Annotated in this window: 12 protein-coding genes; 7 read left to right on the forward strand and 5 right to left on the reverse strand. The window is 70.2% G+C overall.

The annotated features are described in order from the left end of the window. Positions 1-196: 196 nt before the first annotated feature. From N5079_RS27955 to N5079_RS27970, 4 genes are all read left to right on the forward strand, one after another. Positions 197-2539, forward strand: coding sequence for a polyribonucleotide nucleotidyltransferase (locus N5079_RS27955; protein ID WP_261587120.1), 2343 nt, complete (start codon positions 197-199; stop codon positions 2537-2539). Next, positions 2536-3846: a M16 family metallopeptidase gene (locus tag N5079_RS27960; protein WP_261587121.1), complete on the forward strand. Its 1311-nt coding sequence runs from the start codon at positions 2536-2538 to the stop codon at positions 3844-3846. Before N5079_RS27955 ends, N5079_RS27960 begins: the two co-directional genes overlap by 4 nt. A gap of 86 nt (positions 3847-3932) precedes the next feature. Continuing rightward, on the forward strand, positions 3933-4670 hold the full coding sequence (gene dapB / locus N5079_RS27965; RefSeq protein WP_261587122.1) for a 4-hydroxy-tetrahydrodipicolinate reductase: 738 nt from the start codon (positions 3933-3935) through the stop codon (positions 4668-4670). Between the two features lie 150 nt (positions 4671-4820). Next, entirely contained in the window at positions 4821-5306 is a 486-nt protein-coding gene (locus tag N5079_RS27970; RefSeq protein WP_261587123.1) for a hypothetical protein, read from the forward strand. An 83-nt stretch (positions 5307-5389) separates the two neighbouring features. Here N5079_RS27970 and N5079_RS27975 read toward each other — a convergent pair whose 3' ends face one another. The 4 genes from N5079_RS27975 to N5079_RS27990 form a co-directional block, all read right to left on the reverse strand. Then, positions 5390-6259, reverse strand: a complete 870-nt coding sequence (locus N5079_RS27975; RefSeq protein ID WP_261587124.1) for a 1,4-dihydroxy-2-naphthoate polyprenyltransferase — start codon at positions 6257-6259, stop codon at positions 5390-5392. 165 nt (positions 6260-6424) lie between these two features. After that, on the reverse strand, positions 6425-7027 hold the full coding sequence (locus N5079_RS27980; protein WP_261587125.1) for a GNAT family N-acetyltransferase: 603 nt from the start codon (positions 7025-7027) through the stop codon (positions 6425-6427). Positions 7028-7065: 38 nt separating this feature from the next. Then, positions 7066-7611 (reverse strand): CGNR zinc finger domain-containing protein, encoded by a 546-nt coding sequence (locus N5079_RS27985; RefSeq protein ID WP_261587126.1) that lies wholly within the window; start codon positions 7609-7611, stop codon positions 7066-7068. Positions 7612-7847: 236 nt separating this feature from the next. Continuing rightward, positions 7848-9269, reverse strand: coding sequence for a PLP-dependent aminotransferase family protein (locus N5079_RS27990; RefSeq protein ID WP_261587127.1), 1422 nt, complete (start codon positions 9267-9269; stop codon positions 7848-7850). Between N5079_RS27990 and N5079_RS27995 the strand changes: the two genes are divergently transcribed. The 3 genes from N5079_RS27995 (at position 9268) to N5079_RS28005 (ending at position 12463) form a co-directional block, all read left to right on the forward strand. Next, positions 9268-10221: a DMT family transporter gene (locus N5079_RS27995; RefSeq protein WP_261587128.1), complete on the forward strand. Its 954-nt coding sequence runs from the start codon at positions 9268-9270 to the stop codon at positions 10219-10221. The two genes, N5079_RS27990 and N5079_RS27995, sit on opposite strands and share 2 nt — an antisense overlap. 219 nt (positions 10222-10440) lie before the next feature. After that, positions 10441-10926, forward strand: coding sequence for a MarR family winged helix-turn-helix transcriptional regulator (locus tag N5079_RS28000; protein WP_261587130.1), 486 nt, complete (start codon positions 10441-10443; stop codon positions 10924-10926). 79 nt (positions 10927-11005) lie between these two features. Further along, on the forward strand, positions 11006-12463 hold the full coding sequence (locus N5079_RS28005) for an MFS transporter (RefSeq protein ID WP_261587131.1): 1458 nt from the start codon (positions 11006-11008) through the stop codon (positions 12461-12463). A gap of 11 nt (positions 12464-12474) precedes the next feature. Here the strand turns inward: N5079_RS28005 and N5079_RS28010 are convergent, their stop codons facing one another. After that, on the reverse strand, positions 12475-12726 hold the full coding sequence (locus N5079_RS28010) for a hypothetical protein (RefSeq protein WP_261587132.1): 252 nt from the start codon (positions 12724-12726) through the stop codon (positions 12475-12477). Between the last annotated feature and the right edge of the window lie 270 nt (positions 12727-12996).

A 12996-nucleotide genomic window follows, 5' to 3' on the forward strand; every position in this document is an offset into this window, starting at 1 on the left:
GTGCCCCGCGTCCGCAAGCAAGCAGCACGCGCGATCCCGCGGCGTGAGAGGGCCGGTCCTCGGTAGTGGCCCCCGGTCAGCACGGCGACAGCCGTACAGACGGAACCGGGCGCTTCGATCGAAGACCGGCACTGCACCTGAACGGGGAGCCCGGCAGACGAGGACGCGGGAGACCGACCCGAGAAGGAGGTCCCCCGTGGAGGGTGTCCACAGCACGGAAGCCGTGATCGACAACGGCTCTTTCGGCACGCGCACGATCCGGTTCGAGACCGGTCGCCTCGCGCGGCAGGCGGCGGGAAGCGCCGTCGTCTACCTGGACGACGAGACGATGGTCCTGTCCGCCACCACAGCGTCCAAGCATCCCAAGGAGAGCCTGGACTTCTTCCCGCTCACCGTGGACGTCGAGGAGCGGATGTACGCGGCGGGCCGGATCCCCGGCTCGTTCTTCCGCCGTGAGGGCCGGCCGTCGGAGGACGCGATCCTCACCTGCCGCCTGATCGACCGTCCGCTGCGCCCCTCGTTCGTCAAGGGCCTGCGCAACGAGGTCCAGGTGGTCGCGACGGTCATGTCGCTGCACCCCGAGCACCTGTACGACGTGGTCGCGATCAACGCGGCCAGCCTGTCGACCCAGCTCGCCGGGCTGCCGTTCTCCGGCCCGATCGGCGGCGTCCGCGTCGCGCTGATCGAGGGCCAGTGGGTCGCGTTCCCGACTCACTCCGAGCTGGAGAACGCGACGTTCGACATGGTCGTCGCGGGCCGCGTCCTGGCCGATGGCGACGTCGCGATCATGATGGTCGAGGCCGAGTCGACCCGCGACACGCTCAAGCTCGTCGCCGAGGGGGCCGTCGCGCCCACCGAGGAGACCGTGGCGCAGGGCCTCGAGGCCGCCAAGCCGTTCATCAAGGTGCTCTGCGAGGCTCAGGCCAAGGTCGCCCAGGTCGCCGCCAAGGAGACCGCCGAGTATCCGATCTTCCTCGACTACCAGGACGACGTCCTGGAGGCGATCACCGCCGCGGTCAAGAGCGAGCTCGCCTCGGCGCTGACCATTGCCGGCAAGCAGGAGCGGGAGCTCGAGATCGAGCGGGTCAAGGCGCTGGCCGCCGAGAAGCTGCTCCCCGACTTCGAGGGCCGCGAGAAGGAGATCGGCGCGGCGTTCCGGTCGCTGACCAAGAAGCTGATGCGCGAGCGCGTCATCAGCGAGGGCGTCCGCATCGACGGCCGTGGCCCCAAGGACATCCGGCAGCTCAACGCCGAGGTCCACGTGGTGCCGCGGGTGCACGGCTCGGCCCTGTTCGAGCGCGGCGAGACCCAGATCCTGGGCATCACCACGCTGAACATGCTGCGCATGGAGCAGATGATCGACACGCTCAACCCCGAGCGGACCAAGCGGTACATGCACAACTACAACTTCCCGCCGTACTCCACCGGTGAGACGGGCCGCGTGGGCTCGCCGAAGCGGCGCGAGATCGGCCACGGCGCGCTGGCGGAGCGGGCGCTCATTCCCGTGCTGCCGTCGCGTGAGGAGTTCCCGTACGCCATCCGCCAGGTGTCGGAGGCGCTCGGCTCGAACGGCTCGACCTCGATGGGGTCGGTCTGCGCCTCCACGATGGCGCTGCTCGACGCGGGTGTCCCGCTCAAGGAGATGGTGGCCGGCATCGCGATGGGCCTCATCGGCGAGGGCGACCAGTACGTCACGCTGACCGACATCCTCGGCGCCGAGGACGCCATGGGCGACATGGACTTCAAGGTCGCCGGCACCAAGGACGTCATCACTGCTCTGCAGCTCGACACCAAGCTGGACGGCATCCCGGCCAGCGTGCTCGCCGCCGCGCTCAAGCAGGCGAGGGGCGCCCGGCTGGCGATCCTCGACGTGATGCAGGAGGCCATCGACTCCCCGGCGGAGATGAACCCGACGGCGCCGCGCATCATCACGATCAAGGTCCCGGTTGACAAGATCGGCGAGGTCATCGGCCCGAAGGGCAAGATGATCAACCAGATCCAGGACGACACCGGCGCCGAGATCACCATCGAGGACGACGGCACGATCTACATCGGCGCGACCGACGGCCCGTCCGCGGAGGCGGCCCGGTCCGTGATCAACGGCATCGCGAACCCGCACATGCCGGAGGTCGGCGAGCGCTACCTGGGCACGGTCGTCAAGATCGCCGCTTTCGGCGCGTTCGTGTCGCTGCTGCCCGGCAAGGACGGCCTGCTGCACGTCTCCCAGATCCGCAAGCTGCACGGCGGAAAGCGGATCGAGAACGTCGAGGACGTCATGAACGTCGGCGAGAAGATCCAGGTGGAGATCGCCGAGATCGACTCGCGCGGCAAGCTCTCCCTGGTCCCGGTGGAGGTCGTGGAGAAGGAGGCGGCCGAGAAGGCCGCCGCCGGCGACGGCGGCGAGGGATCGGCCGCCGCATCCGCCTCGCCCGCCGCGGCCGCCTCGTCCGACGAGGCGTCCGCGCCCAAGGAGGAGCAGCGGTCCGAGAGGCCGCGCCGCAGCCGCACCCGCGGCGGACGGGATGACCGCAACTCGTGACGACCACGACTCTGTACCCCGGCAAGGACGGCGCGGGGGTCATCCGCCGCACCGTCCTCCCCGGTGGACTCCGGGTGGTGACCGAAACCATGCCGACCGTGCGCAGTGTCGCGGTCGGCATGTGGGTCGGCATCGGATCGCGTGACGAGGCCCCCGAGCACATGGGGGCCACCCACTTCCTCGAGCACCTGCTCTTCAAGGGCACGCCGACGAGGGACGCCATGGAGATCTCGGCGTCCATCGAGGGCATCGGCGGGGAGATCAACGCCTTTACCGCCAAGGAGTACACCTGCTACTACGCGCGGGTGCTCGACGAGGACCTGCCCCTCGCCATCGACGTGCTCGCCGACGTGGTGACCTCCTCCCTGATCACCGCCGAGGACGTGGAGTCCGAGCGCGGCGTGATCCTCGAGGAGATCGCCATGCACGACGACGACCCGTCCGACGTGGTGCACGAGCAGTTCTCGGCCGAGCTGTACGGCGACACGCCGATAGGGCGGCCGATCCTCGGCAACGAGGACTCGATCAACGCGCTCACCCGCGACCGGATCCTCGAGTACTACCAGCGCTACTACCAGCCGCCGCAGACCGTGGTGTCCGTGGCCGGCAACGTGAACCACGAGCGGGTGGTCGAGCTGGTGGCCACGGCGTACGAGCGGGCGGGCGCCCTCGGCGGCTCCGCGCAGCCGGCGCCGCCGCGTCTCGACGGGCCGGGGGTCGACGAGCGCTCCGGCGTCCGGGTCGTCGACCGGCCCACCGAGCAGGCCAACCTGGTGCTCGGCACGACCGGCGTCTCCCGCACCGACGAGCGCCGCTTCGCGCTGGGCGTCCTGAACGCGGCACTCGGCGGCGGCATGTCGTCGCGGCTGTTCCAGGAGATCCGGGAGAAGCGCGGCCTGGCCTACAGCGCGTACAGCTACACCTCCCAGTACGCCGACACCGGCCAGTTCGGGATCTACGTCGGCTGTCTGCCGTCGAAGATCGACGACGTGCTGAAGATCTGCCGTGACGAGGTCGCCAGGGTCGTCGCCGAGGGCATCACTCCCGACGAGATCGCCCGTGGCAAGGGCCAGATGCGCGGCGGGCTCGTGCTCGGGCTGGAGGACACCGGCTCGCGCATGTCCAGGATCGGCAAGAGCGAGCTCGTCTATGAGCAGCTCATGTCGGTCGACGAGGTGCTGGCCCGGATCGAGGCCGTCAACGCCGACGACCTCGCCGCGGTCGCCGCCGACATCCTCAACCGGCCGATGACGCTCGCGGTGATCGGTCCGTACGCGGACAAGGACTTCAGCTCCGCGATCACCTGAGCGAGCCTGGGAGACCTCCTGAGCGTATGGCAGAGCCGCGCGGTGCCGTTGAGGGCCGCGCGGCTTCCGCGTTATAGCCTTGGCCCGTGATTAAGGTCGGTGTTCTGGGCGCTCGCGGGCGCGTTGGCGTAGAAGTCTGCAAGGCCGTGCACGCGGCCGATGATCTGGAGCTCGTGGCGGCCGTCGACAAGGACGACCCCCTGGACTCGCTGGCGAACGCCGAGGTGGTGGTCGACTTCACCCACCCGGATGTGGTCATGGCCAACCTCGAGTGGTGCATCGGCCACGGCATCCACACGGTCGTCGGGACGACGGGGTTCGACGCGGAGCGGCTGGAGACGGTGCGGGGCTGGCTGGCCGCCAATCCCGGGACCAACTCGCTCATCGCCCCGAACTTCGGGATCGCGGCCGTGTTGATGATGCACTTCGCCCAGCAGGCGGCCAAGTACTTCGAGTCGGTCGAGATCGTCGAGTTGCACCACCCCCACAAGGCCGACGCGCCCTCGGGCACGGCCCGCCGTACGGCGGAGCTCGTCGCGGAGGCCCGCCGAAAGGCCGGGCTGGGCGTCTCTCCCGACGCGACCACGTCCGAGCTGGAAGGCGCCCGCGGCGCTTCCGTCGACGGCGTCCACGTGCATGCCGTACGGCTCGCCGGCCTGATCGCCCATCAGGAGGTGATCCTCGGTGGCGAGGGGGAGATCCTGACAATCCGGCATGACACCATGAACCGGTCGTCCTTCACTCCGGGCGTCCTTCTCGGCGTTCGCCGAGTTCGGGAGTTGGACGGCCTGACGGTTGGGCTTGACCGCCTCCTCGACCTATAAAAGTTATCCACAGGGGCGCGGTCTCTGCACGAGAGCATTGTTCGGTTGGTGCGAGCCCGCCGACCCTTCCGCCAAGGTAGTCGTGGGCCGTCGCGGGGCGGCCGAACGAACAACCTCCCGGAGGAGAAAGGCATGGTTACCATGGCCCCCATGGAGTTCGAGGATCGCGTCACCGCGCTTGAGATAGACGCGCAGTCGATCAAGATTCTCATCGGCGCCGTCGACTATAAGGTCGAGCGGGTCGACTACAAGGTCGAGCGGGTCCGCTACAAGGTCGAGCAGGTCAGGCTGGATGTGCAGCAACTGCACGGCATCAACACGCGCATGCTCCAGGTCCTGCGCGATGACATGTCCGATTTCCGTGCGGACGTCGGGTCCCGCTTCGCCGCCGTCGACTCCCGCTTCGCCGCTGTCGAGTCCCGCTTCGTCGCTGTCGACGCCCGCTTCGACGGGATGGATCGCCGGTTCGATGCGGTCGAGGGGCGTCTCGACGGGATGGATCGCCGGTTCGATGCGGTCGAGGGGCGTCTCGACGGCATGGACGCTCGGTTCGATGCGGTGGACGCGCGGTTCGATGAGGTGATCGCGCTCATCAAGGAGATGGTGGGCGGGCCGGCCCGGTCGGCAAGCCACTGACGATCGCGTAGGCCTCACCGTGTAAGCCGAATGGCTGCCGACCCGCGAGCGGCAGCCGTTTGTCCCTCAGAAGCCGAGCAATGTCAGAAGCTGAGGCCGAGGGCGAAGAGGGCGCCGAAGACGAGCTGGAGGCGGCCGGTCTGCTGCAGGGTGGCGATGAGCGCCGGGCCGGTCGCCCCCGAGTGGACGGCCTTCACCGGCGCGATCGCGAGGGGGAGCGCGAGCACGGTGAGGAAGGTGAACGGCCGCGCCGGCGCTAGGGCGAGCGCGACCACGAACGGCAGGAGCAGCGCGGCCGAGTAGAGCACCCGGGTACGGCTGTCGCCGAGGACGACGGCCAGCGTGCGCTTGCCGGACACTCCGTCGGTGCCGATGTCGCGCAGGTTGTTGACGACCAAGAGCGCGCAGATCAGGAGCCCCACGGAAATGGAGGCGGCGAGGGACAGCCAGCTCAGGCGCTCCAGTTGGACGAAGGTCGTGCCCTCCACCGCCACCGGGCCGAAGAACGTGAAGACCGCGATCTCACCCATGGCGCGGTAGCCGTACGGGCGGGAACCTCCGGTGTAGAACCAGGCGGCCAGGATGGACACGAGGCCGACCAGCAGCATCCACCACGCGCGTGTGGCGACGACGAGAACCAGACCGGCGACGGCGGCGGCGAGGAAGCAGATGAGCGCCGCGGCCAGCACTTCCTTCGGCTTGGCCGTGCCCGATCCGACCAGCCGCATCGGGCCCACCCTGTCCTTGTCGGTGCCCTTCACGCCGTCGCTGTAGTCGTTGGCGTAGTTCACCCCGATCTGCAGGGCAAGGGCCACGAAGAGCGCGACGAGGGCACGCCACCAGACGGCGCCGCCTTCGGAGATCGCCACCCCGGTGCCGACGGCCACCGGGACGACCGCGGCGGGGAGCGTGCGGGGGCGTGCGCCCGCCAACCACTGAGCCGGTGTGGCCACTTTCTACCTGCCTTTCGGGGGCGTGCGCACGAGCATGATCACGGACGAGGTGACCGCAGGTCACCGCGGTGATGTGGGAACGTGCGCATGATCACGCCCAGGATATGCGCACGTCACAGAGCGTCCGCCGGAAGGGGTGCATGATCACGGCGAAGGGGGGAGGGGTCAGCTGATGTCGGTGCTGAGGCGGACCATCCGGATGGGGCGGCCCATGTCGAGCACCCGCTCGGCCTCGTCCTCGCCCCAGCCGGCCGACTCCAGGAAGCCGAGCATCGGATGGTTGTCGGCGAACACCCATGTCACGACCGTGCTGTAGCCGTCCTCGCGGAGGTGGTCCACGGTGGCGTTGAGCAGGCGGCTGCCGTGGCCGCGCCGGATGTGGTTGGGGTCGACCAGCAGCGTGAGCAGTTCCGCCGTCGTGGCGGGACGCAGGTCGGGGTCCTCCGCCGGACCGTGCGAGGCGAGCCCCACCACCCGGTCGGACGCCCGGGACGCCGCGCTGGCCAGGATGCCACCCGGTCCGAGAGCGGCGAAGGCGTCGGTGTCGGGGACGACGCGCTCGACGGCCACGAGGACCCGGTGACGCGGGGTGGGCGGCGAGAGGATCGCCTCGTCCCATTGGCGCCGCCACATCTTCTCGGCCGCGGGCCCGGTCATCTGCTCCAGGGGGCCGGGAGGCAGGAAGTCGCGATAGGCGGTTTTCCACGCCCGGATCTGGGTGCTCGTCACCGCGTCGACGTCTTCGAGACGGGCAGTTCTAACACCCATTCGGCCGGCTCCTTTCTGTGCCTGTAACACCGTACTGGTCAGGATGGCCTGGCCGTACCTTCAGACTGGCGTCGTGCCCGATATGCCCGTGTTTTTGTTCGGTTTCCGCACACTCGCATGGAACACCAGGAGCGTGAACGGTTCTTTGACGAGTCGATGAACGCCCACTGACAGGTGTTCTCGACGCACACCTTGAGGCGTCGCCAGGTTCCGTCGGCGTGGGCGGCGGGGATAAGCGCCGCGATCCGCGCCAGCCCGGCCGCCACCCCGGACACGGCCGGCTCCAGCGTGGGCGTCCCTCCGGCGAGCGCGACCCGCATGGGAAGCGCCGCCAGCGCCGAGTCAAGCTCATCGGGGATCTCGTGGGGCACGCCGTCGTGGTTGTGGCGCAGGGCGCCGCGCAGCCCCTCACGAAGGTGGGTGGCGACGGTGAGGTCGCGGTCCATGGCGCGGTCGGCCTCGCCGATCAGGCCGCGCTCGCGCAGCCAGACGGTGAGCTCGGCCGGTGAGGCGAGGTCGTCGGCGTCGCCTTCGACGTCGTAGGTGTTCACGAAGTCGCGGAGCAGTTCCGCTGGGCCCGTCATGTGCTCCATCACCCCTCGCTCACCCTCTGTGACCACTGTACGGCAGTAGCGGGTTGCGAAATAACGACACCTGTGTAACCGTTTTAGTGGTGTCTTTACTTCCCTGGAGGAGCCATGCGCGTGAGTTACCTCGCTTACCTGGCGATGCGGGAGCGCGACCGCCGCGAGCGGCAGCGTGCCAGGACAACCGGCGACAAGAAGCGCCGGTAACCCTCTCTCAGCAGTCGATAACCCTCTCAGCAGTCTTCGAGGGCACGGGCGAGGCGGCGGACGCCGTCGTCGAGCTCCGCGAGGCCGGCCGCGGCGGTGTGCGTGAGCCGTAGCCGCGGCCCGGGAGGCTCGGACGGATAGTAGATCCGTCCCGGGCTCACCAGGACCCCCCTGAGCCGGGCCGCCTCTACGACGGCCTTCTCGTCCATGCCGGGCGGCAGCCGTACCCACACGTGGAGCCCGCCACGGGGGACGAGGTGGATCTCCGCGGCGGGGGCGTGCCGCGCGAGCCCCGCCAGCAGTGCCTCCTGACGGGTGGCGATCTCCTGCCGGACCGTGCCGAGGTGACGCCGCCAGGCCGGTGAGGTGACGAACTCCAGCGCCGTCTCCTGGAGCGGCCGGGCGACGAAGAACGACTCCACGACCTGGCTGGCCCGCAGCCGGTGCGCGGCCGGACCGCGCGCTATCAGGCCCGCTACACGCAGGCTGGGCGAGGAGATCTTGCTGAGCGACAGCACGTGGACCACCGTGCCGTGGGAGTCCATGGCCACCATCGGCGGCGGAACCGCCCGGGGGGTGAGATCGCGGGCCCCCAGATAGCGGGCATAGTCGTCCTCGATCACGAAGGCTCCGGCCGCCCGCGCGACCGCCAGCACCTGATCCCGCCGCTCGCGGGTGAGCGTCGCGCCGGTCGGGTTGTGCAACGTCGGCTGGCAGTAGAAGACCCGCGCGCCGGTCACCGCGAACGCCTCCGCCAGCAGGTCGGGCCGCACCCCGTCACGGTCCAGCGGTACGGCCGTCGCCCGCAGACCGGCGGCCTTGGCAGAGGCGAGCGCCCCCGGATACGTCGGAGTCTCCACCAGCACCGGCTCGCCGGGAGCCGCCAGCGCCCGGAACGCGTGCGTGAGCGCGGACTGGCCTCCACTGACCACGAGCACGTCGTTCTGCGTCACCGTGCCACCGGCGCCGCCCGCCTCGCCGGCGAACCACCTGCGCAGGTCCGACAGGCCGTTCAACGGTGGCAGGGCCCAGGCGTCCGGTCTCCGTACGGCTCTCGCCGCCGCCGCCGACAGCGCCTTCACCGGCCGGAGTTCGGGGTTGAGATAGCCGCCGGTCAATGGGACCACTCCCTCGCCGGGCTGGGCGAGCAGGCCGGCGACGTCCGCGTCATCCACCACCCGGTCTCCCAGGGCGACCGTCTGCCATGACGGGTCAGGCGCCTCGGCCACCGGATGCCGGACGGGGGCCACGAAGGCGCCGCTGCCCGGCCGGGTCACGACGCGCCCCTCGGCGGCGAGCTGGGCGATGGCCCGGGAGACCGTCACGGGGCTCACGCCGTGGCGGCGCATGAGCTCCCTGCTCGACGGCAGCCGGTCGCCCGGTCGTCCCCGATCCGCCTCTTCGCGGAGGATCCCGGCAAGACGGACGATACTGCTATCGTCATTCATGGAAACTGACAATAGCGCTATCGCGCCCAGGTCGATAGCGGCACCTTCCCTCACCCGCCGGCCCGCCTGGCGGGGCACCCTGCTCGCCGGAGTCGGAGTGCTGTCGTTCTCCGGCTCGTTTCCGGCCACCGTCTTCGCGATGCGCGGCTTCGACCCCTACCTGGTGGCCATCGGCCGGGCCGCGCTCGCGGCGCTCGCGGCCGTCGTCTGCTTGAAGGCCGCCGGAGCGCCGCTGCTGCCGCCACGGGCCCACCTCCGGTCGTACGGCCTGATCGCGCTCGGGGTCGTCTTCGGATTTCCGCTGTTCAGCGGGCTCGCCCTGCACAGTGGCGCGAGCACCGCGCACTCGGCCGTCGTCATCGGCCTGCTCCCCGCCGCGACGGCGGCCTTTGCCGTACTGCGGGCGGGAGAACGGCCGAGGCCCCTCTTCTGGGTCGCGTGCGCGGCGGGCGCGCTGTCCATCACGGTCTTCACCCTCACGCGGGGGAGCGGGCACTTCGCCGGAGCGGACCTGCTTCTCGTGCTGGCGCTGCTTTCGGCGGCCGTCGGCTACACCGAGGGCGGCCGGCTCGCCAGGGAGACCCCCGGCTGGCGGGTCATCTCGTACGCGCTGGTCGTCGCGGCCCCTGTCACCGTGCCCGCGACAGCCGTACTGGCCCTGGTGACGGACCCTCGGCCCAGCGGCGTGGCGGTGGCCGGGTTCGCGTACGTCGGCCTGATCTCGATGTTCCTCGGGTTCATCCCCTGGTACGCCGGGCTCGCGATGGGCGGCATCGCCCGCGCCGGGCAGGTTCAGCTGGCCCAGCCGCTCCTCACGCTGGCGTGGGCGTGGCTGCTGATGGGGGAGAGGTTCGGCGTGGCCACCATCGCGGCAGCTCTCGCCGTGCTGGTCTGCGTGGCCGCCACCCAGGCCAGCCGCCCAACCCCCGACCGCCCACGCCCCCGCGCGTGATCATGGTGTGATCATGCACAAGTTCCCCGATGCGGTCGCCGACCAGCGACACCCCCGCGCGTGATCATGCACACCTTCCGGAGCAGGCTCCCTGGCCAGCATCGACTCTGCCGTGATCATGCGTGGTGCCGTACGGGACGGCCGGGCGACCCGCGTCTGCGCACAGAATGCGGTTGCCGGCAGATAATCCGGAACGGGACGGATTGCTAGGCTGGACGCATGACCGCCATGGCCCCCTCCCGGACTGAGCCGGACCTGTCGTACCTCCTGGACCACACCAGTCATGTCCTGCGCACCCAGATGGCGGCGGCGCTCGCCGAAATCGGACTGACGCCGCGCATGCACTGCGTGCTGGTTCACGCCCTGCAGGAGGAGCGCACGCAGATCCAGCTCGCCGAACTCGGCGACATGGACAAGACCACGATGGTGGTCACCATCGACGCACTGGAGAAGGCGGGGCTCGCCGAGCGCCGCCCCTCCGGCACCGACCGGCGGGCCCGCGTCGTCGTGGTCACCGAGAAGGGCGCGCGGGTCGCCCAGCGGAGCCAGGAGATCGTGGACGGCGTGCATCGGGCCGCGATCCAGGCGCTGCCCGAGGACGAGAGCGAGGTGCTCCTGCGGGCCCTGAACCGCCTGGTGGCCGGACACCTGGCCGCCGCCGTCGAGGCGCCGCAATCGACCCGGCGGGCGCGGCAGCGCACCTGATTGGTCCGTAGAGGATCGTCTACAACAAAACTATCTGTTACGGTCTCTCTTGTTCCCCTTTCGAACAGGAGGCGACCGAATGTCGCACACCGCACCCCTCGCGAGTGCCTCCCGCTGGCCGGCGCTCGGCGTGTTGTCCGCCACCATGCTGATGACGATCCTGGACGGCAGCATCGTCACCGTGGCGATGCCCGCCATCCAGCGTGATCTCGGGTTCTCGCCCGCCGGCCTGAGCTGGACCGTCAACGCCTACCTCATCACCTATGGCGGCCTGCTCCTGCTGGCCGGACGCCTCGGCGACCTCCTCGGCCGCAAGGCCGTGTTCCTGGCCGGAAACGTGATGTTCACCGCCGCGTCCCTGCTGGCCGGAGCGGCCACCGGGCCCGGAACACTGATCGCCGCCCGGTTCCTGCAGGGCGCGGGCAGCGCCATGGCGTCCGCGGTCGTGCTGGGCATCCTGGTGACCCTGTTCACCGAGTCAGGGGAGCGGGCCAAGGCGATCGGCGTCTTCAGCTTCACCGGCGCCGCGGGGGCCTCGCTCGGCTCGGTCCTCGGCGGGGTCCTCACCGACGGGCTCGGATGGCACGCGATCTTCTTCATCAACCTGCCGATCGGGTTGGTCACGATCGGCCTGGCCATCCGCGTGCTGCCGGCTGATCGCGGGGCCGGGCTCGCCGCCGGGGCCGACGGCATCGGCGCCGTGCTGGTCACCGCCGGGCTCATGCTCGGCATCTACACCGTCGTCAAGGTCGAAGAGTACGGCTGGCTCGCGGCCCACACCCTTGTGCTCGGCGCGGTGTCACTCGCCCTGCTGGCCGCCTTCACCGCCCGCCAGGCGACCGCGAGGACCCCGCTCCTGCCGCTGAGGATCCTCCGCTCGCGCGAGGTCTCCGGCGCCAACCTGGTCCAGATCCTCGCGCTGGCGGCCATGTTCGCGTTCCAGATCATCGTCGCGCTGTACATGCAGAAGGTCCTCGGCTACAGCGCGCTCGACACCGGTCTTGCGATGCTGCCGGCGGCGGTGGCGATCGGTGGTGTGTCCCTGTTCGTCTCCGCCCGGGTCACCGCCCGCTTCGGCGCGCGGGCCGTCCTGCTGTCGGGCCTCGTGCTCCTGCTCGGCGCGATGGGCTGGCTCACCCGCGTCCCGGTGGACGCCGTGTACGTCACCGACCTTCTCCCGGTGATGCTGCTCATCGCGGGCGGCGGCCTGGTGCTCCCAGCGCTGACCACGCTCGGCATGTCGGGGGCGGGAGCCGACGACGCCGGGCTGGTGTCCGGGCTCTTCAACACGACCCAGCAGATCGGCATGGCCACCGGCGTCGCGGTCCTGTCCACGCTGGCCGCCTCTCGCACGGAAGGGCTGCTGGCTGCCGGATCCGGCGAGGCCGAAGCGCTGACCGGGGGCTACCGCCTGGCCTTCACCGTCTCCGCGGGCCTGCTCCTGGCCGCCTTCGCCGTCGCACTCGCCGTCCTGCGCCGGCCTCGCGCGGCGTCCTTGCCGGACGAGGCTCCTGTGGTCACATCCGAAGCCGCCTGAGGCTCACCTGGTCATCTCCGTGTTCTGAACGGCCACCATCGCTTCTTCCCGGCGCGCCGGAGCTGGTGCAGGCAGCGGTTGTACTGGTCGTCGTTGACATGGGTCGACCGGTACAGCCCGGCGTCCTCGACCCGGCGCAGGATCTCACTCCTCGGCTCGACGCCGGGCGGCGCGATCGTCGTGCGGAAGTCCCAGTACAGGACTGCCTGGCGGATCGCCTCGTCCGGCGGCGCCGTCCCCGGGTAGTACAGCATTCCCGCCACCGCGCAGCCCTCCGCTCCCCGGCCCTGTCGGGTACATCGATGTGAGGGCTGTTTTCCTTACGCCCCTCCCGAAACGGCCAGTTCTCCGCCGCGATACATAGCTGCCACCGCGTGGATCATGCGCAGGTTCCCAGGTGTGGCCGCCGACCGGCGCCGACCCACGCGGGATCATGTGCACCTTCCCGCGGAGGGCCGCTGACCGGTGCCGACTCTTCGTGGGAGCGCCGTGGCCCATCGCGGTATCTCCCGGTGGACGCTGAAGCCGATCAG

The sequence above is a fragment of the Planotetraspora sp. A-T 1434 genome (assembly GCF_025420585.1).
GTDB lineage: Bacteria > Actinomycetota > Actinomycetes > Streptosporangiales > Streptosporangiaceae > JAOEGB01.